We start from the raw sequence: 21,845 nt of genomic DNA, 5'->3' as shown, positions 1-21,845 counted from the left end.
ATTGTCATAATATCTTCATATGGCCGTGCAATGGCTCCTGTTGTCGAAGCCTATCAGGCGTTACGAGGCGTGTCGTTGATGGCCGCCGTCGTCTTTGTTGCCGAAATTGGCGACATCCGCCGCTTCGAAAACCCCCGCCAGCTGATGGCCTTTCTTGGCCTCGTTCCGTCAGAAAGCTCGACAGGTGAACATGTCAAACGGGGCGGGATCACTAAGGCCGGGAATTCTCGGGCCCGTCGCATGTTGATCGAAGTCGCATGGGCTTACCGCTTCCCTGCGCGGGTCAGTCGCACCAAGCAAGCGCAGTTGGAAGGCCTCCCGAGAACCGTTCGCGAAATAGCGTGGAAAGGTCAGCTCCGGCTCTGCTCGCGCTATCGAACAATGATCCGCGCGGGGACGCACAAGGCCATCGCGATCACCGCGATCGCGCGAGAAATGGCGGCCTTCCTGTGGGCTATCGGTCAGGAAGTGCAACCCGCTCACCACGCTTAGCCGATCAGCGCAGATCGCGCGCATTCGAAAGAGGAGGCAAGATCGATCATCTGCTGATGCTCAATCTTGGAGGCAGGGCCCCGGTCGGGGAATCGTCGATGGAACTGAGTGGCCGACGATGTCGACGCCTGTGCTGAGATCGAAGCAGCCCCGGGCGTACACACGGAAATGCGGAATCCAACCCGCGTATAAGAGTTTGCAAACCGTCGTCTTGAGGTCCTGTCTCCGACATTGCGCATGAGCTACCCTATGCCGGACCAGCCATGACTGGCGGGATGAACAGTCGTGGCCATGCCGCTTGCATTTGAACATAAGAGTTCCATGGAGACGAAGATTGCGGCAAGGTTGGTGTGGATGGCGGTTGCCGCGCGTTCGGTCTTAAACATCGGAGCCTCAGAATTCGTGGTTGGTTGAACGACCTCTCATTCTGCAACAATGGTGGCCGTCATCCATTCCATGGGTTCTGCATCAAATTCCACAAGACCCAACTCGCCGCCGACCAAACCTCGTGCTGCCCGGAAGCGGATCTCGTCCGTCGGCTTGCGAGGGCTCTCGCACCCCAGCCACGGGCAGCTCGCCCTGAGCACCGGGGCTGCCATCGCCCCGATCATTCCATCCCGTCCCTGCCAACGCGTTCCCCGTTCCAAACCTCGCCGCGATGAAACAGACGCAACGGATTGGCACGACCGGGCCGTCAATCCGGTCAACAAACTCAGGTGACTACGATGGGTCAGAGAGCCGCGCCAGCAAGTCGCTTGAGAAGCAGGACATTGCCCTATGAGGTGTCCCAAAGGAGCATTCCACTTTTGGGTCCGAATTTTTAACCGTGGTTTGGGTATATTGGCTGGAGACTAAGCCGAACAATTGTGCATTCACGTCAGTGCCAGAGTCGTAATCGGCGGCTCAAAATAGCAGGGGGCGCAGACGGACCGCAAGGAGCCCTCGCATGTGGTACCTGTTGCATGAAGCGTCACAGGTTATGCTCACCCCCGCCCGAGTGGCGGCAGGCATCACGAAACTGGTCTCCGAGAGCCCCCTTAGCCCGCTCCCCTATAGTCCGACCGGGCGTGCTCTGGTGGCCTCCTGCGAGTTGTTCGAGCGCACCACACGCTCTTACGCGAAACCAATCTTCAACCTTCCTGCTTCAGAACGAGTTGTGTGGCAGCGGCCCTTCTGCCGGATGATCGCCTTCGGACCACCCTCGAACAAGCCCAAGCTGTTGATTGTTGCCCCGATGTCGGGCCACTACGCCACGCTGCTGCGGGGCACAGTGGCAGCGTTCTTGGATAGCCATCAGGTGTTCATCACCGACTGGGCCGATGCCAAAGAAGTGCCCTTGTTGGAGGGCCAGTTCGATCTCTCCGATTACGTGGATGACTGCATCGCCATGGTCGAGGCCCTGGGACCAGATCTACACGTGATGGCAGTGTGCCAGCCGGCCGTTCCGGTGCTGGCGGCGATTGCCCTCATGGAGGCTGACGAGCATCCGCAGGTGCCCTGTTCCGTGACACTCCTGGGCGGACCTATTGACACCCGCCAGGCTCCGACCGCCGTCAACAGCTTCGCTCAGGCACGAGGCATCCGCTGGTTCGAGCACCACTGCATCCATCCCGTGCCGGAACGGTATCAAGGCCGGGGGCGCATGGTCTATCCAGGCTTTATGCAGTTGGGTGGGTTCATGGCCATGAACCCGGATCGCCACGTCTCAGCCCATTGGAAGATGTTCAATCACCTCGTCGAAGGAGATGGCGACTCGGCGGAGAAACACCGCACGTTCTATGACGAGTATCTGGCCGTCATGGATCTTAGTGCCGAGTATTACCTCCAGACGCTGGAGACGGTGTTCATCGACCATCTGCTGCCCAGAGGGCTGATGCAGCACCGGGGCAGGCCCGTGGACCTGAAGGCGATTCACCGTTGCGCTCTCATGACTATCGAGGGTGAGAAGGACGACATCACCGGACGCGGCCAGACCTTTGCCGCTCTCAACCTCACGCCCAACCTATCGGCGGACAAAAAAGAGGCTCATCTCCACGCCGGTGTGGGGCACTATGGCGTCTTCAACGGTTCGCGCTTTCGGCAGGAGATCGCCCCGCGCATCAAGGCGTTTATGGCAAGACATGCGGCAGACAGACCGCTCAGTTCCCGGAGATCGCCAACGCGCATCGCCCGAAAGTCCAGAGAGGTCCAAGCTCCGATCTCCAGCATGGAGCAGCACTCATCTGCTCGATGGGACACCTGAACTGGTCGCCAAGAGCCTCACGGATTGGAGCAGATATCCAAGGTCATGATCCTCATCATCGCACAATGGAGATCAGCCAGCTGCTCTACATACGGCTCCCGATCCCGCTGATGACGCTCCTCAAGCTGAGCTGCAAACTTCTTCTTGATGGGTTCAGGACCGTCCCATGCCGCCAGCCACTCCCGGTCAGTCGCGGACCGAACCTCGAGATCGGCGAGAGCCGCAAGCGTGGTCTGAAATTCCGCCAGAAGATCGTCAGGATACCAAGGAGCCTGTGTTGAAGGCGCAAGCGGTCGTGGCGCGGCAGAACTACGTGGCATGAGGCGATCCTCCTTCACAGGGGAGCGGGCATGATAGCACTATCGGGATCATGCAAAAGGCTCATGTCCTGGAGCGCTGTTCCGTGTGACTGCTTCCGGCCGATAACCTCATCGTATGCCAGGCCACTGAGCCACACGAACTCTCTCACCTGACGCAATGCTCGTGGTGATCGTGTTCACAGCCCTTGGCACGCTACTTGCGTGACGGCTTGCATAACGGGAGGTCAAGGGTGATGCCTCCGCGCCCTAAAGGACGAGGCTTCCTGGTCCCTTCAGACCAAGCGTCTCGCACCCGAGACGGGCAATGGTCAGCGCAGCAGTCCGATCGCGGTCGTGAGCCGACCCGCACTCGCTGCATACCCCTAGCCTGACCGCAAGACCTTCTCGACCTTGTGGGCCGCTGCGTGCATCGCACCCAGAACAGGCTTGCGTTGTGTAGGACTCATCCACCTCGGCAAAAGCAACTCCTGCGTGATCGCATTTGTACTTCAGGAAGTTGCGCAGCATCGACCAGCTCACATCGTGCGTCGCCTTTGCGGCGCCCGATGCGATCTGCCAAGTGGATGAGATGTTGCCGACAAACACGGCGCCAGATCGGTTCACCACCGCCCGGGAGAACTTGTGGAGCGTGTCCTTTCTCCGGTTGGCAATCTTGGCATGAATCGCCTGGACCTGCCGCTTGCGACCAGCACGCTGCGCCTCGGCCAGCTTGTCCTCCAGGTCGCGGTAGAACCGCGCCTGAAGCAACTCCTGTCCGTCGGAGCACTTCGTGGCTGTCTTATGTCCAAGATCGATGCCGACAATGTGTGTCCGGTTGGTGGTCTGGCGCTCAACCTCGCAGACGATGTTGCAATACCAGCGGCCCCGTGCATCCTGCGAGAAATTGCCGGACTTGAACCGGCCTTGGACCTCCCGGTGCTTCCACAGCCGGATCTTACGGCCCCGAAACATCGCAAGCGAGCCGATGATCTCCACATCCTGATTCGTGAACGGAATCCAGCCAAGGGAGCGTCGAGGTCCACGGCTCACGCGCCAGCGGAGTTTCGGCCGTCCGACTTTCCTGCGCTTGGTCAGGAATTCGTCGATGATTTCCTGAATCACCTGGGACGGCAGGCCGAGTTCCTTGCTCGCGCCTTTGGTGAGATCGCGCAGCTGCTTCTTCGTGGCCCATTTCGCACCACGGCGAGCCGAACGCTCGCTGATCTCATTGATGTAGTTCCAGACCGTGTTGGTGGCCTTACCGTAAGCGGCCAGATGCTTTCGGCTCGTCGCGTCCTTCACGCGAAAGCTGAACGTCTTGTATGCAGGTTCTTGGTCTGTTCCAGCCAGTGCTCCCGATATACGGTCACAATGGCCAAGGTTCAAGAGAATTGAATGCCGCATCCGTCGCAGCGCCTTTCCATCCTCTCCGTGAACAGAGAGGGCTTTCGGCGCATTTTTTGCTAATCCCTCCCGGACCGCGAGGCACGGGCCGGATCGCGGTGGCGAGATCACTCAGAGGTGCGGTCATTGCCGCCCCTTGCTTCTGAACGAATGGTAACGAAAGCTCGGAGGGAGATGGACCGCTGTCTGTCCGGAAGCCGACACAAGCCATCAAGGGGATCGACGTGTTGTCATGGTTATCGAGCCAACCGCAGCAAACTTGGCTGTATTGCGCGACTGAATGAAGACCTGAGCGGATGCCGTTCTCTGGCCGCCCCGATGGGGATGACGATGCTCCAGTACGGCAGCGGCTGTCGAGTCACGCGGAGGGCGTCGATGGAGATAGATCGTCATCCTACGCGCCGCTTTGCCCTTGCCAACCTATGGCAATGCCCCATCTCTGGCGCCAAGAAGCAAGAACAATGAGAGGAAATCGTGCCCAAGCAATCTCATCCGCCCTATCGCATGTACTCGCCGAGCCTCGACGCCATGATGCGCGAGGTGCTCCATACCCTTGGCGACATTGCCTTTGCAAACGAGGTTGAACTGGAAAAGGTCGAGGAGAGCGTCCGCGACCCGGACCTGAGAGAATCCATCAAAGATAAGATCAGAACCGCCCATCAGCAGAGGCGCCAGCCGTACGTCGACCTCCTGGAGACGCTTCGGCGGCAACAGCACCGTCAATCCTTTGCCGCCTGACCATTCTCGTTGGGAGTTCCGGGCATCCTGGCCGATGACCGGAGGAGGGATGCCGAGAATGCACCAAAACAAGACCGCATTGAGCGGCAACCATACAACTCGACCCTGTATCGCCGGATCGAGCCTTCAGTCCACGATGTGGCCGATTGCGCGTCCTTGCGGCTAAATCGACGTAGAGTATTGTCTTCAGTTGACTGAGGTTGAACACAGCGCCCCGATGCGGACCTCAAACGACCCATCACGCCGACACTGAGGGCGGCGCATCGTCAACGGCGACAGCCTTATGGGCCGCGCTTGAGGAGCTTTGGCAGTAACAACATCGTCAACCCATCGGCATGTGAAGGGATCTGAGGAAGCCATCTTCTCAGGGCAAGCTATGACGGAATTTAGACGGGGCGGTAAAAAGTAGATTGCCGAGCGTTGATTGTGCTGATTCCCAGACGCTGCGGAAACGATGTTTCACCTTGCTCCAGCTCCGGAGTTCACGGCAAGTGGCCTGGCTACATGCCTGAACTGCGGCACATCTGCGGATATTCAGGCCAAGAGCGCGCAGATTTACTGTGTAGCGCATGGCGGGCATGCCACGAATGCGCAGGTGCGCAAGGTTTATCTGATGCTTCAGCCGTGACATCGTCGCCTCGATTCCGGCGCGCCAACGATAGGTTGCGCGGAATGCATCGCTGCTCTCGAGAAGGCGGCGCTTCTGATTTTCGGCCCGTGGTGGCGTGTACTGAAAGCGGGCGATCTGCCCGTCATGGCTGTCAGCCCGGACCGGGCAGCGTTTCCTGTTCGGGCATTGCCGGCATATAGCAAGATCGAACCGGGCCTGCAGTTTTATCGAAACGGGCCTGCAGTTTTGCCGGCGCGGCAGAGGTCGAGACCGGGGGAACGCCGTTCGGGCATCGCGCCACGAGACGAGAGCGTGAGGATCTGTGGGGCAACAATGCCGCCTGTGGTCTCGGCGCGACTTGCACTGCCGTCGACTGGGCTGAATCGCAGCCCTCCAGAGGGGACCCTCGCAAGGGCTGCCCCACGGAATCTCATGCTCCCGCCTGTCTCTTTCCCCAACACGGGCAGGATCTGTCACAGAACCGTTGAAGGCCTGTGGTTGAGCTAGCCGGACATGCGGTTGGTGCAGGAATCTGAGCCGCGAAGCGGAGTTTCAATGCTGCTCTCTCATATGCTGAGTAAAGTCATGGCTGTCGGCCCGAAGCACGCCGGGTTGGCGTACGCGTTGCACTTGGCTCCGAGATCCGAGGATGGGGCTCATGCCACGCTCCAGCCCAAGCCCGGCAAGATCGTTCCAAACGATGAGGCCCGTCCTCCCGTACTCGGGCGCATGGGCTCGCTTGAAGTCCGGCTCGCCACGACCGCGGAGGAGATCCGGTCTGCCCAGCGATTGCGGTTCGAGGTCTTCTACAAGGAGATGTCGGCTGTCCCGGGCAGAATGTCCCGGTTCACAGGTCGGGACATGGACGAGTACGATGCGGTCTGTGACCACCTTCTCGTCCTTGACCATGACGTGAAACGTGGACCTCTCCAGCCCGCCAAGCCGAAGGTGGTGGGCACCTATCGCCTGCTCCGCCAGGAGATCGCCGAGCGCCATGGTGGGTTCTACACCAAGGACGAGTACGACATCGCTCCCCTGCTGCAGGCTCATCCCCGTCTGCGTTTTCTGGAACTCGGTCGGTCCTGCGTGCTCAAGCCCTATCGCAGCAGGCGTACCGTTGAGTTGCTGTGGCATGGGATCTGGGCTTATGTGCTGCACCATCGCATCGATGCGATGATCGGCTGCGCCAGCCTCGAGGGTACGGACCCGCAGAAGCTTGCCCTGCCCTTGAGCTTTCTGCACCACTACGCGCGGGCACCTGCACCTTGGAGAGCCCGCGCTCTTCCCGAGCGCGACACCGCCATGGATATTCTCGCAAAAGAAGTGGTCGACCCGAGGCTTGCCCTTCATGCCCTCCCGCCGCTGATCAAGGGGTATCTCCGGGTCGGGGCGGCCTTCGGAGACGGCGCGGTGATCGATCGGCAGTTCGGCACCACTGATGTGCTGGTCGTCTTGCCCGTGTCAGCGATCAACAAGCGGTACATCGACCATTTCGGATCCACTGCCGAACGACACGCGGCGTGAATAGCAGTCGGCCTTGGAGGATCATGGCAAGGGCCGGGACAGCGCCAGGATCTACGGGTCAGGGCGCGCCCACCCTGAAGGATTCACCAAGAAAAGGCGGCGAGTTTGCCACCTTTTGCAAACTCAACAAAGTTGTCTGCTAAGCGATCCTGTCGCCACCCTGCTTGGTAATGACGAGCATGGACGGGGCGGCATGCCGTCCTTGAAATCCGGTCAGGGCGTCATCGGTTTTCGAGAAGCGCCGGCCATCGGCGGTCTGATGAATCGCACTCTCGGCGATCTCGATACCGCCGCGATGAGTATTGAGAAAATCGCGCAGAAACTCGTCGTGGTTGCCTGGGATGTACACAAGACGACCTCCCCTGTGCACCTTGCGGAGGAGTTTCTGAACGACGTCATTGTGTTCCTGGGGCCAATACCAACTCGATTTCAGTCGCCAGCCGTCAACGATGTCGCCGACGAGCTAGATCGTGCCCACGTCGACCTGACGGAGGAGATCAAGAAGGGTCTCGCTCTGGCAGCCCTTTGTCCCGAGATGCAAGTCGGAGATGACAAGAGTACGATATCGATGTGTGATCGCCGGCCATGTGGGTCACTCGCCATTGGATCAGCCATCATTATGCGGCTCGTGTCGCAGTCCTGTGACACCCGAAACAGTGCAGAGTGGACCACATTCTGTCTGATCCTGGCGGCGAACTGCTGATTGCTTGCGGCCAGATTGGAAAATCTGCGAGGTGCGTCGACGGGGCCTCTCAGCAGCTCCAGTCGGCTCGATCTTGCCCTGACAGGGTGCCTGAATTTCCAGAACGGCAGCTTCCGCCAGGCTCAGGCTGCACACGACCGTCCCACCGCTGTCATGCACCACCAGGCGCCAATGGAGCCCGCTCCAAGCCATCCAACTCTGCAGCAGGGCCCGTGCATCCTGAAGCGCATGCTGCCGCGCCGCAGCCGGGCAATCCAACGCGACACCCGTGCAATCACGGTACCAGCGACGTCCATCGCTCAGATTGAAGTAGTAGCGTTCCATGTCAGCCCGAAGGACTAGAACGATGCCCCAACGAAGATGTGACGGTTGTATGACAGTTCGATTCCACGCTCCTCGACCTGTGCCTCCTCTAAGCCCAAGGACTGGGTTCGGCGGAGCGCGTTCCACGCTGTCGTTGAACCTCGGCAGGGACCTGAGCAAGCGGTGCATTGCAGCGGCATGCGGGATTTCAGTAGGCGTTTCACGCAACCGTCCTATGGGCGTGGTATCGTGTGTTCAATTCTGGCGAGACCGAGGATTTCGTTGTGAAGCCGCTATCACCCAGCCGCGATCAGCCTGCCACCGAAACCACGCAACGGCGTCGCTCCGCACGCACAGAAGCTGCGTTGGGTGGAGCCGGCAGCACGCCAGACAGCCCAGAACGCGCCGTCATAAAGGTGGTCGAGCCTGAGGCGCAAAGCCCGGCGGCTTCGATCTCCATCAGACCGCGTCCTAACGGGATCGCCCTACGTCACTCTCCTGAGCGCTTCATCAACCGGGAGATCTCCTGGCTCCAGTTCAACCGCCGGGTTCTGGAGGAGGCATCGAATGGGAGCCACCCGCTCCTCGAGCAGCTGCGCTTTCTGTCCATCTCCGCCAATAATCTTGACGAGTTCTTCATGGTCCGCGTCGCGGGCCTGGTCGGTCAAGTGCGCTCCGGCGTGACCCTGCTGTCCCGGGATGGTCTTTCGCCCCGGGAGCAACTCATCCGGATTGGCACCGAGGTGTCAAAGCTTGCCTCTGAGCAGCATCGGCGCTGGCAGGAACTCCGGGATGCCTTGCTTGAAGAGGGCATCGTCCTCACCGAGGGGACGGGGCTCACGAAAGCGGAGGCCTCCTGGCTCGAGGATTACTTCCTCAACCACGTCTTCCCAGTGCTGACGCCGCTCGCTGTTGATCCAGCCCACCCGTTCCCGTTCATTCCCAATCTCGGCCTGTCGATTGCGCTCCAGCTCAGCCGGCAAAGTGATGGCAAACTCCGCAATGGGCTCGTTCGCCTGCCCGGCAAAGTGGAGCGCTTCATCCGCCTGCCGGATTTCGCGGAAACGGGCGCCACCCGCTTCATCGCGCTGGAACAGATGATCGTGCTTTACACGAGCCGCCTGTTCCCGGGCTACGAGGTGCAGGGGCAGGGCGCGTTCCGCGTGATCCGCGATTCCGATATCGAAGTGGAGGAAGAGGCCGAGGATTTGGTGCGGCTGTTCGAGACCGCGCTCAAGCAGCGCCGTCGCGGCAGCGTGATCCGTCTGGAGGTCGAAGCGGCGATGCCCGAGGACCTGCGTCTCTTCGTGGCCGAGGAGCTCGAAATCTCTAATCATGAGGTGTTCGCCGTGGAGGGCTTGCTTGCCCTGAACGAGCTGAGTCAACTCGTCGCGCTGGATCGTCCGGACCTCAAGTTCAAGCCCTACAATCCGCGCTTCCCCGAGCGTATCCGCGAGCATAGCGGCGATTGCTTCGCGGCGATCCGCGAGAAGGACATCATCGTCCATCACCCCTACGAATCCTTCGACGCGGTGGTGCAGTTCCTGCGTCAGGCAGCGCGTGATCCGAACGTCGTGGCGATCAAGCAGACGCTCTACCGCACCTCATCCGATTCCCCCATCGTCGCGGCCCTCGCGGAAGCGGCCGAAGCGGGCAAGTCCGTCACGGCCCTCGTGGAGCTGAAGGCGCGCTTCGACGAGGAGGCCAATATCCGCTGGGCGCGCGATCTCGAGCGCGCCGGCGCGCAGGTGGTCTTCGGCTTCATCGAGCTGAAGACACACGCGAAACTGTCGATGGTCGTGCGCCGCGAAGGCAGCCAGCTCATCACCTATTGCCATGTGGGCACGGGCAACTACCACCCGATCACCGCGCGCATCTATACCGACCTGTCCTACTTCACCGCCGATCCCGTGATCGGCCGGGACGTATCGCGCATCTTCAACTTCGTGACAAGCTACGCCGAACCGGCGGAGCTGGAGCGCATGGCGGTTTCGCCCCTGACCCTCAAGCAGCGCCTGCTCGAGCACATCGACGAGGAGGTAGCCCATGTTAAGGCTGGACGTCCGGCAGCGATCTGGGGCAAGTGCAACTCTCTCACCGACCCTGAGATCATCGATGCGCTCTACGATGCGAGTGCGGCGGGGGTGCAGGTCGATCTGATCGTGCGCGGCATCTGCTGCCTCAGGCCTGGCATCAAGGGGCTGTCGGAGAACATCCGGGTCAAGTCCATCGTCGGACGCTTCCTGGAGCACACGCGCATTTATGCCTTCGGTAACGGGCAGGCACTGCCCAATCCGAAGGCGCATGTCTACATCTCGTCGGCCGATCTCATGTCGCGCAATCTCGACCGGCGCGTCGAGGCGCTGATGCCGATCGTCAATACCACGGTGCACCAGCAGGTGCTGGACCAGATCATGCTCGCCAACCTGCTCGACAACGAGCAGAGCTGGAATGTCCTTCCCGACGGCACGAGCCACCGGGTCGTGCCGGCCAAGGGTGAGGAACCATTCAACGCTCACAAGTATTTCATGACGAACCCAAGTCTGTCGGGCCGTGGCAAATCCCTCAAGACCTCCAGTCCCAAAGCGCTCGGGAAATGTGACTAGAGCCGGGAGGGTGGAGCACCGGACGCAAGGGGCTCAAGCCCTACTATCTAACACCGAGCGGGCATCCAGGTTGATCAATCCGGGTCAGTACCGCCTAATGCACTTCGCAGCAGTGTCATGTGGATGTCCTGGCACCGAACGTGATGCCTCCCCAGCGTGAACGCTGGGGCTTCTGGGCCATTGCAGGCCCAGCGCCTCGCACCCGAGGCGGGCAATGTTGGTCGCGGCGTTCCGGTCGCGGTCGTGTTCCGCGCCGCACTCGCAACAGGTCCATTGCCTGATGTCCAGGTCCTGCTCGCCCTTCGGCCTGGTCAGGGCCTTGCAGCACGAGCAGGTCTGGGTGGTGTAGGCCTCGTTCACCTCGGCGAAGGCCACTCCTGCGTGATCGCATTTGTAACCGAAGAAGCTTCGCAGCATGGACCAGCTCGCGTCATGCGTCGCCTTTCCGTTGCCGGAAGCGACCTGCCATGCGGATGAGATGTTGCCCACGAAGACCGCGCCTGAGCGGTCGACGACTTCACGTGTGAACTTGTGGAAGGTGTCCTTTCGTCTGTTCTTGACCTTGGCGTTGATCGTCTTGACCAGCCGCGTCTTGCCGCGCCGTTCGGCATCGGCGAGCTTCTTCTCCATGTCGCGGTAGAACCGCGCCTGCTCCAGCTCGGTCCCGTCGGACCCCTTGGCCAGGGTTTTGTGGCCGAGGTCGAAACCGACCACGGCCGTGCGGTTCGTGGTGCTCCGCGCGACCTCGCAAACGATGTTGCAGTACCAGCGGCCGCGGGCGTCCTGCGAGAAGTTCCCGGACTTGATCCTACCGTCGATCTGGCGGTGCTTCCACAGCCTGAACTTCCTGCCGCGCAGGGACACGACGGAACCTTCGATCTCGATGTCCTGGTTGGTGAAGGGAATCCAGCCAAGGGCGCGCCGCGGGCCGCGACTCGCCCGCCAGCGCAGGCGGGGTTTCCCGGCTTGGGCGCGCTTGTCGATGAACTCGTCGATGACCTCTTGGATGACCTGCGAAGGGAGGCCCAACTCCTTGCTGGAGCCCTTGGTCAGGTCGCGGAGCTGCTTCTTGGTGACCCAGCGCCTGCCGCGCTGGGCTGACTTGCCGGAGACCTCGTTGGCGTAGTTCCAGACCGTGTTGACGCCGTTGCCGAGCACGACCAGGCCCTTCGCGTCCTTGACGCGGAAGCTGAAGGTCTTGTAGCAGGGTTGGTCTTCGGTGCACATGCACCTTTGCTCGTAAGGGATGTCGGGCATACCGTCGGTCTATGGACATCAGGACTGGCCGCCACGTGGTTGCGGCACTCCATGCGCACCTGGTCTTCACGACCAAGCGGCGCGGCAAGGTGCTGCTGGCGGAACATCTCGTGCGCCTGCGTGAGATCTTTGCGTCGGTGTGTGCGGACTTCGAGGTAGAACTGCGGGAATTCAACGGCGAGGCGGGCCATGTGCACCTGCTGGTCGTCTACCCGCCGAAGGTCCGGCTGTCGGAGCTGGTCAACAGCCTCAAGGGCGTGTCGAGCCGCAGGCTGAAGCAGGAGTGCCCTGATATCAATGCCTTCTGGTCCGTCCGGAAGAGCCGGGGCGTGCTGTGGTCGCCGAGCTACTTCGCCGGATCGGTCGGTGGAGCACCTCTGGAAGTCCTCAAGGCATACATCGAAAACCAGGGACGCGGCTGACGCCGCGTGCGCCTCTACATCCTCTCCCTCAACGGAGAGGGCTTTCGGCGCAAAATCTGCTAAAGTCCAGCTGGGTCAGCCAAGGCTTGTTGCGGCTCCATCATCGGACACCCGCCATGAGCATTGGGATCTTGCTTCTGAGTGCCTCCGCTCTGCTGGTCACGGCAGCTCTTCCGACTGGCGCCTATACCCGAGGCTGGGACACCCGACTGAGGATCAGCTTCGATCGCCTTCGCGGGATCCTGCGGCAGCTTGTGACAGGCTGCCTCTGAAGAGCTCCTAGCCCGCAGATCATTCTTCTGGTTGTCACAGCTGATGGGTAGATTGGGACGCGCGCATCCGAACATGAGAGAGCTTTGATGCCCCGTCTCCTCCTGACAATCCTGCTGGCATGGCTGCTGCCGGGGCAACTCTGGGCGCAGGGCGCGCCAGCTCCCTTGACCCGGATTGCCTTTGGCTCCTGTGCCGATGAGGAGAAGCCGCAACCGATCTGGGACGCGGTCATGGCCTATCGGCCAGAGCTGTTTCTGTTTGCCGGCGACAACGTGTACGGCGATGTGCGCAATGGCCGGAATGTGCCGGACGAAGACCTCATCGCCAGCCTGCAGGAGTCCTACCTCCAAGCCTCGAAGCTACCCGGCCTCATGCGCCTGCGGACGACCATCCCCACTCTGGCGACCTGGGACGATCACGACTACGGCAAAAACGACGCAGGCGCGGATTTCGCCGGCCGGCACGCGGCGCAACGGCTCTTCCTCCAGTTCTGGGATGTGCCCCGGTCGGATCCGCGCCACACCCGCGATGGCGTCTATCATGCCCAGACCTTCGGCCCGGAGGGGCAGCGGGTGCAGGTGATCCTGCTCGACACCCGCTTCTTCCGCTCGCCTCTGAAGCCTACCGACGCGCGCAACGCGCCCGGCAAGGAGCGCTACCTGCCGGATGACGATCCCACCAAGACCATGCTCGGCGCCGAGCAGTGGCAATGGCTCGCCGATCGCCTGCGGGAGCCCGCGGAGTTGCGCCTCATCGTGTCCTCGGTTCAGGTTGTGGCGGAGGGCCACGGCTGGGAGCGCTGGGGCAACTTCCCGCGCGAGCGCCAGCACCTCTACGATCTCGTGCGTGAGACCGGCGCGAACGGCGTGGTGTTCATCTCGGGCGACCGGCATGTCGGCGGCCTCTACCGCGAGACGAACAGCACCCCCTACCCGCTCGTCGAGATCACCGCGAGCGGTCTCAACCAGGTCTTCCCCGGCAACCGCGAGGCAGGCCCGAACCGCCTCGGCGCCGTCTACGGCGCGGCGAACTTCGGCACCGTGGATGTCGATTGGTGGGAGGGCGAGGTGGCGCTGTCGCTGCGCAACGAGGCCGGCGAGGTGGTGCGGCGCACGAGCGTCAGGCTCGCCGACCTGCGCACGCCTGAGCCCGCCCGCTAGGCGCGATGCGGCCTGGCCGGGGCCTTGTCCGGGGCGCTCTCGCGCTGGCGGCGCTCTATGCCGGTCTCGTCGGCACCCTCTACCTCGCGCAGGACCGGCTGCTCTATCCCGCGGCCGGCCGGCCGGTCGCGAGCATCACGGCGGATGTGACTGGCTTCGAGACGCTGCGCCTCGACACTCCGGACGGGGAGCGCCTGGTCGTCTGGTGGAAGGCGCCCGAAGCGGGCAAGATGGCAATCCTCTACCTTCCTGGCAACGACGATCCCGCCAACACCCGTCGCGAGCGGGCAAAGCGCCTGGGCGCGACAGGGCACGGGATCCTGATGGTGGCGTACCGGGGCTTCTGGGGCTCGACCGGCCGGCCCCATGAGGCGGGCCTGCACACGGATGCCCGCACGGCCTATGCTTGGCTCACGAGCCGAATTCCGCCCGCCCGCGTCGTGCTCTTCGGTGTGTCCCTCGGCAGCGGGGTCGCGGTGCGGCTGGCGACCGAGATCCGGGCCGCCGGTCTCATCCTCGATGCCCCCTACACGACGGCGGCTGCGATTGCCGCGGACCGGTACCCGTTCGATCGACCTCGTCGGCCGGATCAAGGTGCCGCTCCTCGTGCTGCATGGCAGCGAGGACCAGGATATCCCGATCCGATATGGTGAAGCGCTCTACCAGGCAGCCCCCACGCCGAAACGCTTCGTCAGAGTCGAGGGTGCAGGCCATACCACGCTGCTGGCGCCCGGCGGGCTGCCGGCGGTCGAGACCTTTCTCGCCTCCCTTAATCCGCAGGGCTCGTGACGAAGAGACGCCGCCGCCAAACGAAAGGCCAAGGGAGCAGCCCAGCTTCCATTGGGTGAACTGCTCCTGAGGCACAGTTCCTGCAACCCTCTGCGACTGCGATCGTCGTGGGACACCGGAAGGGTGAATCCGGGGGAGCGATTTTGGGTGAGTCCCAGACTGGCGACACCGTCAAATCTGACATTCTCGATTCTTGAGCGTGGCCGGCATTTGCGAGAGTGCTAGAGAGCAATCGGCCGCAACCTGTCTGCGCTGGTGCTCCAAGCGGCGTCGAGCACGAAGGGCGATGGCCCGCACCTGACGCTCGGACGTTCCGTCGCGGGCCATCAGCTGCCGCACGATGGGCTCTCTGAGCAATTCGCTCAGGTTTGGTTCGGTGAGGCCTTCCACGGCTTTCTCCACCGCTGGGGATGCGGGATCGTGTACGCCACTCGCATGACAGGAATATAACCTAGCATATCATCGACGGTTGGCCCAAAGCAGTTGCGCCGCGGCACAGACTTCATTCACCCCGTGGTCCAGGCGACGCCTGCGGTGCATAGCAGGATTGGTCGGTAAACGCCCGCGGTCGAATCCTCGTCCGCTGGGCCAGCATCAGGTTGGCTGCCTTGGGAATTCCCCTTCAAGAGCTTGGCTTCAAGCAGGGGCGATGATCCGGGTTCTGGGACATCGCGCCTCTTGACTGGGCGAAAATACGTCTATAGGTCTCGACGCATGGAATCGGGGTTCGTAATCCTCGCCCTCGCAGCCCTCGCCCAACCGACCCGCCTGGACGTGTTTCGGCTGCTGGTGAAGGATGAGCCGGATGGGCTTCCGGCCGGCGACATTGCCCGGGAGCTGACGGTCCCGCACAACACGATGTCTTCCCATCTTGGGATCCTCTCCCGGGCGGGGCTCGTCCGCTCGGAGCGCCGCAGCCGCTCGATCATCTACCGGGCCGACCTCGACCGCCTGCGGGAGGTCGTGACCTTCCTGCTCCGGGACTGCTGCGGCGGCACCCGGATGTGTGCGCCCCGCTCGTCGACGCGCTGACCCCCTGCTGCCCTCCGAAGGAGAAAGCCGATGGCTGACCATCGCCCCTACAACGTGCTGTTCCTGTGCACGGGCAACACCGCCCGCTCGATCATGGCCGAGGGCATCCTGCGCAAGGACGGCGCCGGACGCTTCAACGCCTTCTCGGCGGGAAGCACGCCCAAGGGCCGGGTCAACCCGTTCGTGCTCAAGGTCGTCGACAGCTTCGACTACCCCTCGCAGGGCTACCGATCGAAGAGCTGGGAGGAGTTCGTGAAGCCGGACGCCCCGCCATGGATTTGGTGTTCACCGTCTGCGACAACGCCGCGGGCGCGGCCTGTCCGGTCTGGTCCGGCCACCCGGCCTCTGCCCACTGGGGCATCGAGGATCCCGCCGCCGTCGAAGGTCCCGACATCGAGAAGGAGCGCGCCTTCGTCCAGGCCTTCAAGTTCCTGAAGAACCGGCTCTCCGTGTTCCTGGCCCTGCCGATGGCCAGCCTCGACCAGATCGCCCTCACCCATCACCTGCGCGACATCGGCCGCCTCGAGGGCGCAACTCCCGCTTCCGTCCTCCCCTTCGACCGCCGCCAGGCCTGAGGCTTTTTCATGGACGTCATCATCTACCACAACCCGGACTGCGGCACGTCCCGCAACACGCTGGCCATGATCCGCAATGCCGGCATCGAGCCGCACGTCATCGAGTACCTGAAGACCCCGCCGACCCGGCTCCTGCTGCGCCAGCTCATCGACCGGATGGGCGTCCCGGTCCGTGACGTCATCCGCGAGAAGGGCACCCCTTACAAGGACCTCGGCCTCGACGATCCGTCCCTGACGGACGACCAGCTCCTCGACGCCATGACGGCGCACCCGATCCTGATCAACCGCCCGATCGTCGTCACGCCGAAGGGCGTGCGCCTGTGCCGCCCGTCCGAAGAGGTCCTAGACCTCCTGTCGCCGCAGCAGGCCGAGTTCGTCAAGGAGGATGGCGAGCGCGTGGTCGACGAGCACGGGCGGCGGGTGGCGAGCGCATGACCGCCACCTTTCCGCCCACGCAGCGCCTCGCCGCCGAGGCGCTCGGGACCGGCCTGCTGGTCGCCACCGTCGTCGGCTCCGGGATCATGGCCGACAGGCTCGCCGGCGGGAACATGGCCCTGGCGCTGCTCGGCAACACGATCCCGACCGGAGCGATCCTGGTCGTGCTGATCCTTGGCCTCGGGCCGATCTCCGGCGCCCACTTCAACCCCGCTGTTTCGCTCGTCATGTGCCTCACCCGCGCCCTGCCCTGGCCCGAGGTCGGCTCCTATACCGTGGCCCAGATCGTCGGTGGCTGCCTCGGCACGCTGGTGGCCCATGGCATGTTCGACCTGCCGCTGCTCCAACTCGCCGCGAAGGCCCGGACCGGCCCGGCACAGTGGTTCGCCGAAGCCGTCGCCACCTTCGGATTGCTCATGACGATCCTCACCGTCGTCCGCTTCCGGATCGAGGCGATCCCCTATGCGGTCGGGCTCTACATCACGGCCGCTTATTGGTTCACCGCCTCAATCTCCTTCGCCAATCCGGCCGTGACGATCGCCCGTGCCCTGACGAATACCTTTGCCGGGATCGCGCCCAGCAACGTGCCGATGTTCATCGTCGCGCAGGTTCTCGGAGCCCTCGCCGCCTTGGGACTGGTGCGCTGGCTGATAAAGGCACAGCGTGCTCCTTCTGCAAAGAAGACTGCGGCTCGCGAGTGAGTCGCCCTGCATGAGTTTATCCTCTGCAGGCTCGCCATGACACGGTCACTGTCGACCGCAGCAATGATCCCGCAGCATGAAGGCTCAGCTCACTGGCGCAGACATCAATGGGGTCGGCGCAAGAGTGCGCCGGGAGACCGGCAAGGAGTAGATGGTGCAAGTCCATCGCAATGGACGAGTAGCGATCCGCATTGGCTCTGGGTCATGTGCGGTCGGAAGGCCGCACGCGAAGCACGGCAATCCATATGACGGCCGTACGCTGGCAGCTGCTGTGGCAGAGATGAAAACGTCACTGGCGTGCTGCAGAATCACAGCGTCCCGCATCGTCGGTGCGGAAACCATACCGCGGAGGTGGAGGAGCGAGCCAATCAGCCCCTTCGTCTGACGCAGCGCCAACCGAAACACCGCCCAGGATCAGGAAGCCGATCAGCGCTGTGAGGTGGCTCATGTCAGTGACTCCTTTCAGGCGTCTGGGTCACCGGCATAACGTGTCCTTTGGTTCGGTCCGTTTCCGCCGGCCGATGGCGTTCTCGATCAATTGCCAGGCTTTATTTTTGCTCTGCGGCTTCGAACGTTTGCCGGCGTCTCGTGTCGGAACAAGATCCTCTTGCCCGCCCGTTGGCGGGTCGCTTCAGCCGCCTTATTGCAAATAATTTGCAATTGCATTATTCGTCGGGCCAACCATGGAGACAATAATGAAGCTTGCTTCCTTGCTGCTGGCCCTCGCAACAGTGTTCTTCGTTCCATCGTCCCCTCAAGGAGCAGAGGGCAAGTTCAAGGTCGTCACGACATTCACAGTTATCGCCGACATGGCGCAGAATGTGGCCGGCGATGCCGCCATCGTGGAGTCGATCACCAAGCCTGGAGCGGAGATCCACAACTACCAGCCAACGCCAGGCGACATCCTAAGAGCACAGGATGCCAAGCTCATCCTGTGGAACGGCCTCAACCTCGAACTCTGGTTCGAGAAATTCCTCCGCAATCTGAGGGAAGTCCCCAGTGTCGTCGTGTCCGAGGGCGTGAAGCCGATGGGAATCCAGGAGGGTCCCTACACCGGCAAGCCCAACCCCCACGCCTGGATGTCGCCCAGCGATGCTGTGATTTATGTCGACAACATTCGTGATGCGCTCGTCCAGCACGACCCCAAGAATGCTGAGACCTACCGGGCCAATGCGGAGGCCTACAAGGCCAGAATCCAGGCCACCGTCGCGCCCATCCGGTCGACCCTGGCGACGATCCCGGAGCCGCGGCGCTGGCTCGTGACAAGCGAGGGTGCGTTTAGCTATCTCGCCCGCGACTTCGGCCTGAAAGAGCTCTATCTCTGGCCGATCAACGCCGATCAGCAGGGCACGCCACGGCAGGTGCGCAAGGTCATCGATGCCGTTCGTGCCAACACCATCCTGGTTGTGTTTTCCGAGAGCACGATCTCGCCTGATCCGGCCAAGCAGGTCGCCCGCGAAACCGGCGCCAAGTACGGCGGTGTCCTCTACGTCGACTCCCTGAGCGACGCCACTGGCCCGGTGCCGACTTATCTCGATCTCCTGCGCGTTACCTCGGAGACCATCGCCAAAGGGCTCACCGAATGAATGCTTGCATGCAAAGAGTAGATCCTCGTTCAGGCGCCTTGGGCACCGGTCTTGCCGTGAGCGATGCAACGGTCACCTATCGCAATGGGCATGCAGCTGTTCGTGACGTGAGCTTTGCGATCCCGCGCGGCACCATCACAGCTCTGGTGGGAGTCAACGGCAGCGGCAAGTCGACCCTGTTCAAGGCTATCATGGGCTTTGTCCCCGTCACGACTGGATCGATCGCGATCCTCGGGGGCTCCGTGGCCCAAGCGCTCAAGAGCAATATCGTCGCCTATGTGCCCCAGAGTGAGGATGTCGATTGGAACTTCCCCGTTCTGGTCGACGATGTGGTGATGATGGGCCGCTATGGCCATATGAACCTGCTGCGCCTGCCCCGGCGCCAGGATCGTGAGGCGGTGGACGCGGCGCTGGAGCGCGTCGGCATGGCAACCTTCCGGAAGCGCCAGATCGGCGAGCTCTCGGGTGGCCAGAAGAAGCGGGTCTTCCTGGCGCGGGCCCTGGCGCAGCATGCCCGTGTCATTCTCCTGGATGAGCCCTTCACCGGCGTCGATGTGACGACGGAGGAGGCCATCATCGTGCTCCTGCGTGGGCTTCGCGACGAAGGCCGCGTGATCCTGGTTTCGACCCACAATCTCGGTAGCGTTCCCGAGTTCTGTGATCGCGCCGTGCTGCTGAACCGGACCGTGCTCGCTGCCGGGCTGACGGAAGAAGTATTCACGCGGGCCAACCTGGAAAAGGCTTTTGGCGGCGTGCTTCGGCACTTCGTGTTCGACGCCAGCCGTCACGCGGGCGCCGCTTCGGTCGATGTCATCTCCGACGACGAGCGGCCGCTGGTCATCTATGCAGACAAAGCTTCGGATGCGACCAAGGATAGCACGGCTAACCCACCGGCCGCAGGAAGCGAGCGCACCTGATGGCCCAGCTCCTTGAGCCGTTTTCCTACGACTACATGGTCAACGCCATGTGGGTGAGCGCCCTCGTCGGGGCGGTCTGCGCCTTCCTCTCCGCCTATCTGATGCTCAAAGGTTGGTCGCTGATCGGCGATGCGCTCTCACACGCCATCGTCCCAGGTGTGGCTGGCGCCTACATGCTCGGCCTGCCCTTCTCCGTCGGAGCGTTCCTCTCGGGCGGACTGGCGGCCGGCGCCATGCTGTTCCTGAACCAGCGCACGAAGCTCAAGGAGGACGCCATCATCGGGCTGATCTTCACCTCCTTCTTCGGCCTCGGGCTGTTCATGGTGTCGCTGTCGCCTACCTCGGTGAACATCCAGACCATCGTCCTCGGCAACATTCTGGCGGTCACACCCGAGGATACACTGCAACTCGTCATCATCGCAGGCGTGTCTCTCGCCATTCTGCTGGTGAAGTGGAAGGACCTCCTCGTCACCTTTTTCGACGAGAACCACGCCCGCTCGGTCGGTATCAATCCCTCTGCTATGAAAATCCTGTTCTTCACTCTGCTCAGCGCCTGCACGGTCGCGGCGCTGCAGACGGTCGGGGCGTTCCTGGTGATCGCCATGGTGGTGACGCCCGGCGCCACGGCCTACCTTCTGACCGACCGCTTCCCGCGGCTGGTCCTGATCAGCGTGGCGGTCGGCGCGCTTTCAAGCGGCCTCGGAGCCTATCTCAGCTACTTTCTCGATGGCGCGACCGGCGGCATCATCATCGTCCTGCAGACGCTGGTCTTCCTGACCGCCTTCGTCCTGGCGCCCAAGCATGGGCTGCTCACCGCCCGTCGCCGCATGCGAGCCGCACCGGAGGCGAGCCCGTGATTGGCCTGTTCGACACGCTTGCTCGGCCCTTCGTCTTCTCTTTCATGCGGGAAGCCCTCGTGATCGCCATGCTGGTCGCGGTGCCGGCGGCCCTGCTGTCGTGCTTCCTGGTGCTCAAGGGCTGGTCGCTGATGGGAGACGCGATCTCGCATGCGGTGCTGCCTGGCGTTGTTCTGTCCTACATTGCGGGCCTGCCGCTGGCGGTGGGAGCCTTCGGGTCGGGCATGGTCTGCGCCCTCGCCACCGGCTATCTGAAGGAGAACAGCCGCATCAAGGAGGACACAGTCATGGGCATCGTGTTCTCCGGCATGTTCGGCCTTGGCATCGTCCTCTACACCAAGGTCGAGACGGAGTTGCATCTCGACCACATCCTCTTCGGCGACATGCTCGGCGTGGATTGGCCGGACCTGTTGCAGAGCGGGATCATTGCCGCGGTTGTGCTGGCCACCATTGCTATGAAGTGGCGGGATCTGCTGCTGCATGCCTTCGATCCGCAGCAGGCGCAGGCCATGGGCCTGCCGGTGCGGCTTCTGCACTACGGCTTCCTTTCCCTGCTCTCCCTGACAATCGTAGGCGCCCTGACCGCGACCGGCATCATTCTGACCATTGCCCTGCTGATCACGCCGGGCGCGGTGGCGTTTCTTCTGACGAAGCGGTTCGGGACGATGCTGATCGTGTCGGTTTTGATTGCCGTTGTGGCATCCTTCACCGGTGTCTATGTCAGCTTCTTCATCGACAGCGCCCCCGCCCCGACGATCGTCCTGCTCATGGCTGCCACCTTCGTTGCGGCCTTCGTTCGTCAGCGTCGGTTCGTCATTCCTTCCCATAGCCGTGCGGTGGAGTGACGGTCGAGGCAATACCCGAACAGTTGTGACACAAGCCCTGCCTCGGCCTTGAACAGATTCCTGAACTCTGCCATT

The 21,845-nt window shown here is 62.4% G+C and carries 20 protein-coding genes and 4 pseudogenes; 17 read left to right on the top strand and 7 right to left on the bottom strand.

The window, feature by feature from the left end:
- Nucleotides 1–27 precede the first annotated feature (27 nt).
- Both JO965_RS30915 and JO965_RS30910 read left to right on the top strand, forming a co-directional pair.
- Nucleotides 28–492, top strand: a pseudogene (locus JO965_RS30915) (transposase); the annotation flags it as partial.
- Between the two features lie 946 nt (nucleotides 493–1,438).
- The gene (locus JO965_RS30910; RefSeq protein WP_203444705.1) at nucleotides 1,439–2,734 is read left to right on the top strand and encodes a polyhydroxyalkanoate depolymerase; all 1,296 of its coding nucleotides are present in this window, start codon (nucleotides 1,439–1,441) and stop codon (nucleotides 2,732–2,734) included.
- A 17-nt stretch (nucleotides 2,735–2,751) separates the two neighbouring features.
- Here JO965_RS30910 and JO965_RS30905 read toward each other — a convergent pair whose 3' ends face one another.
- Together JO965_RS30905 and JO965_RS30900 are read right to left on the bottom strand one after the other, a co-directional pair.
- Nucleotides 2,752–3,054 (bottom strand): hypothetical protein, encoded by a 303-nt coding sequence (locus tag JO965_RS30905; protein WP_203444704.1) that lies wholly within the window; start codon nucleotides 3,052–3,054, stop codon nucleotides 2,752–2,754.
- A 246-nt stretch (nucleotides 3,055–3,300) separates the two neighbouring features.
- The gene (locus JO965_RS30900; protein ID WP_203444703.1) at nucleotides 3,301–4,335 is read right to left on the bottom strand and encodes an RNA-guided endonuclease TnpB family protein; all 1,035 of its coding nucleotides are present in this window, start codon (nucleotides 4,333–4,335) and stop codon (nucleotides 3,301–3,303) included.
- Nucleotides 4,336–4,911: 576 nt separating this feature from the next.
- Between JO965_RS30900 and JO965_RS30895 the strand changes: the two genes are divergently transcribed.
- Nucleotides 4,912–5,175, top strand: coding sequence for a hypothetical protein (locus JO965_RS30895; protein WP_203444702.1), 264 nt, complete (start codon nucleotides 4,912–4,914; stop codon nucleotides 5,173–5,175).
- Nucleotides 5,176–5,539: 364 nt separating this feature from the next.
- Here the strand turns inward: JO965_RS30895 and JO965_RS49625 are convergent, their stop codons facing one another.
- Entirely contained in the window at nucleotides 5,540–6,262 is a 723-nt protein-coding gene (locus JO965_RS49625) for a transposase (protein WP_203444701.1), read from the bottom strand.
- A 108-nt stretch (nucleotides 6,263–6,370) separates the two neighbouring features.
- Here JO965_RS49625 and JO965_RS30885 point away from each other — a divergent pair, with 108 nt between their 5' ends.
- Entirely contained in the window at nucleotides 6,371–7,309 is a 939-nt protein-coding gene (locus JO965_RS30885) for a GNAT family N-acetyltransferase (RefSeq protein WP_246776968.1), read from the top strand.
- Nucleotides 7,310–7,544: 235 nt separating this feature from the next.
- On the opposite strand, the pseudogene JO965_RS48340 reads toward JO965_RS30885, so the two are convergent.
- A pseudogene (locus JO965_RS48340) lies at nucleotides 7,545–7,886 on the bottom strand (UDP-2,3-diacylglucosamine diphosphatase); the annotation flags it as partial.
- A 30-nt stretch (nucleotides 7,887–7,916) separates the two neighbouring features.
- Complete coding sequence (locus JO965_RS49620) at nucleotides 7,917–8,336, bottom strand: hypothetical protein (protein WP_371826912.1); 420 nt, start codon at nucleotides 8,334–8,336, stop codon at nucleotides 7,917–7,919.
- Between the two features lie 263 nt (nucleotides 8,337–8,599).
- On the opposite strand from JO965_RS49620, the gene JO965_RS30875 reads away from it, so the two are divergent.
- The gene (locus tag JO965_RS30875) at nucleotides 8,600–10,921 is read left to right on the top strand and encodes an RNA degradosome polyphosphate kinase (RefSeq protein WP_371826911.1); all 2,322 of its coding nucleotides are present in this window, start codon (nucleotides 8,600–8,602) and stop codon (nucleotides 10,919–10,921) included.
- Between the two features lie 84 nt (nucleotides 10,922–11,005).
- Here the strand turns inward: JO965_RS30875 and JO965_RS30870 are convergent, their stop codons facing one another.
- Nucleotides 11,006–12,148, bottom strand: a complete 1,143-nt coding sequence (locus JO965_RS30870; protein ID WP_203444699.1) for an RNA-guided endonuclease TnpB family protein — start codon at nucleotides 12,146–12,148, stop codon at nucleotides 11,006–11,008.
- A gap of 41 nt (nucleotides 12,149–12,189) precedes the next feature.
- On the opposite strand from JO965_RS30870, the gene tnpA reads away from it, so the two are divergent.
- The 8 genes and pseudogenes from tnpA to JO965_RS30830 all read left to right on the top strand — a co-directional run bounded on the left by tnpA (nucleotide 12,190) and on the right by JO965_RS30830 (nucleotide 17,565).
- On the top strand, nucleotides 12,190–12,600 hold the full coding sequence (tnpA, locus tag JO965_RS30865; protein ID WP_203444698.1) for an IS200/IS605 family transposase: 411 nt from the start codon (nucleotides 12,190–12,192) through the stop codon (nucleotides 12,598–12,600).
- Between the two features lie 116 nt (nucleotides 12,601–12,716).
- The gene (locus JO965_RS30860) at nucleotides 12,717–12,872 is read left to right on the top strand and encodes a hypothetical protein (RefSeq protein ID WP_203444697.1); all 156 of its coding nucleotides are present in this window, start codon (nucleotides 12,717–12,719) and stop codon (nucleotides 12,870–12,872) included.
- Between the two features lie 87 nt (nucleotides 12,873–12,959).
- Entirely contained in the window at nucleotides 12,960–14,033 is a 1,074-nt protein-coding gene (locus JO965_RS30855; protein ID WP_203444696.1) for an alkaline phosphatase D family protein, read from the top strand.
- A 5-nt stretch (nucleotides 14,034–14,038) separates the two neighbouring features.
- On the top strand, nucleotides 14,039–14,686 hold the full coding sequence (locus tag JO965_RS30850; protein ID WP_203444695.1) for an alpha/beta hydrolase: 648 nt from the start codon (nucleotides 14,039–14,041) through the stop codon (nucleotides 14,684–14,686).
- An 850-nt stretch (nucleotides 14,687–15,536) separates the two neighbouring features.
- Nucleotides 15,537–15,892: pseudogene (locus tag JO965_RS30845) on the top strand (ArsR/SmtB family transcription factor).
- Nucleotides 15,885–16,429: pseudogene (locus JO965_RS30840) on the top strand (arsenate reductase ArsC). The pseudogenes JO965_RS30845 and JO965_RS30840 overlap by 8 nt, the downstream one beginning before the upstream one ends.
- A gap of 9 nt (nucleotides 16,430–16,438) precedes the next feature.
- Entirely contained in the window at nucleotides 16,439–16,864 is a 426-nt protein-coding gene (gene arsC, locus JO965_RS30835) for an arsenate reductase (glutaredoxin) (protein WP_203444694.1), read from the top strand.
- On the top strand, nucleotides 16,861–17,565 hold the full coding sequence (locus JO965_RS30830) for an MIP/aquaporin family protein (RefSeq protein ID WP_203444693.1): 705 nt from the start codon (nucleotides 16,861–16,863) through the stop codon (nucleotides 17,563–17,565). Before arsC ends, JO965_RS30830 begins: the two co-directional genes overlap by 4 nt.
- A 289-nt stretch (nucleotides 17,566–17,854) precedes the next feature.
- Here JO965_RS30830 and JO965_RS30825 read toward each other — a convergent pair whose 3' ends face one another.
- Entirely contained in the window at nucleotides 17,855–18,013 is a 159-nt protein-coding gene (locus JO965_RS30825; RefSeq protein WP_203444692.1) for a hypothetical protein, read from the bottom strand.
- A gap of 247 nt (nucleotides 18,014–18,260) precedes the next feature.
- On the opposite strand from JO965_RS30825, the gene JO965_RS30820 reads away from it, so the two are divergent.
- From JO965_RS30820 to JO965_RS30805, 4 genes are read left to right on the top strand one after another with little or no spacing between them, the layout of a single operon-like run.
- Nucleotides 18,261–19,151, top strand: coding sequence for a metal ABC transporter substrate-binding protein (locus JO965_RS30820; RefSeq protein ID WP_305846602.1), 891 nt, complete (start codon nucleotides 18,261–18,263; stop codon nucleotides 19,149–19,151).
- Entirely contained in the window at nucleotides 19,148–20,068 is a 921-nt protein-coding gene (locus tag JO965_RS30815) for a manganese/iron ABC transporter ATP-binding protein (RefSeq protein ID WP_203444690.1), read from the top strand. The genes JO965_RS30820 and JO965_RS30815 overlap by 4 nt, the downstream gene beginning before the upstream one ends.
- Nucleotides 20,065–20,925, top strand: a complete 861-nt coding sequence (locus JO965_RS30810; RefSeq protein ID WP_305846609.1) for a metal ABC transporter permease — start codon at nucleotides 20,065–20,067, stop codon at nucleotides 20,923–20,925. Before JO965_RS30815 ends, JO965_RS30810 begins: the two co-directional genes overlap by 4 nt.
- Entirely contained in the window at nucleotides 20,925–21,770 is an 846-nt protein-coding gene (locus JO965_RS30805; protein WP_305846608.1) for a metal ABC transporter permease, read from the top strand. The genes JO965_RS30810 and JO965_RS30805 overlap by 1 nt, the downstream gene beginning before the upstream one ends.
- Nucleotides 21,771–21,845: the final 75 nt, after the last annotated feature.

Source organism: Microvirga sp. VF16 (assembly GCF_016864375.1).
Lineage (GTDB): Bacteria > Pseudomonadota > Alphaproteobacteria > Rhizobiales > Beijerinckiaceae > Microvirga.
This window is presented reverse-complemented; position numbering and strand designations above follow the sequence as displayed.

What these genes read in the sequence shown, in the direction of transcription:
- JO965_RS30910 (WP_203444705.1), top strand. Translation starts at nt 1,439, where the DNA reads ATGTGGTACCTGTTGCATGAAGCGTCACAGGTTATGCTCACCCCCGCC.
- JO965_RS30905 (WP_203444704.1), bottom strand. Translation starts at nt 3,054, where the DNA reads ATGCCACGTAGTTCTGCCGCGCCACGACCGCTTGCGCCTTCAACACAG.
- JO965_RS30885 (WP_246776968.1), top strand. Translation starts at nt 6,371, where the DNA reads ATGGCTGTCGGCCCGAAGCACGCCGGGTTGGCGTACGCGTTGCACTTG.
- JO965_RS49620 (WP_371826912.1), bottom strand. Translation starts at nt 8,336, where the DNA reads ATGGAACGCTACTACTTCAATCTGAGCGATGGACGTCGCTGGTACCGT.
- JO965_RS30870 (WP_203444699.1), bottom strand. Translation starts at nt 12,148, where the DNA reads ATGTGCACCGAAGACCAACCCTGCTACAAGACCTTCAGCTTCCGCGTC.
- tnpA (WP_203444698.1), top strand. Translation starts at nt 12,190, where the DNA reads ATGGACATCAGGACTGGCCGCCACGTGGTTGCGGCACTCCATGCGCAC.
- JO965_RS30860 (WP_203444697.1), top strand. Translation starts at nt 12,717, where the DNA reads ATGAGCATTGGGATCTTGCTTCTGAGTGCCTCCGCTCTGCTGGTCACG.
- JO965_RS30855 (WP_203444696.1), top strand. Translation starts at nt 12,960, where the DNA reads ATGCCCCGTCTCCTCCTGACAATCCTGCTGGCATGGCTGCTGCCGGGG.
- JO965_RS30850 (WP_203444695.1), top strand. Translation starts at nt 14,039, where the DNA reads ATGCGGCCTGGCCGGGGCCTTGTCCGGGGCGCTCTCGCGCTGGCGGCG.
- arsC (WP_203444694.1), top strand. Translation starts at nt 16,439, where the DNA reads ATGGACGTCATCATCTACCACAACCCGGACTGCGGCACGTCCCGCAAC.
- JO965_RS30830 (WP_203444693.1), top strand. Translation starts at nt 16,861, where the DNA reads ATGACCGCCACCTTTCCGCCCACGCAGCGCCTCGCCGCCGAGGCGCTC.
- JO965_RS30825 (WP_203444692.1), bottom strand. Translation starts at nt 18,013, where the DNA reads ATGAGCCACCTCACAGCGCTGATCGGCTTCCTGATCCTGGGCGGTGTT.
- JO965_RS30820 (WP_305846602.1), top strand. Translation starts at nt 18,261, where the DNA reads ATGAAGCTTGCTTCCTTGCTGCTGGCCCTCGCAACAGTGTTCTTCGTT.
- JO965_RS30815 (WP_203444690.1), top strand. Translation starts at nt 19,148, where the DNA reads ATGAATGCTTGCATGCAAAGAGTAGATCCTCGTTCAGGCGCCTTGGGC.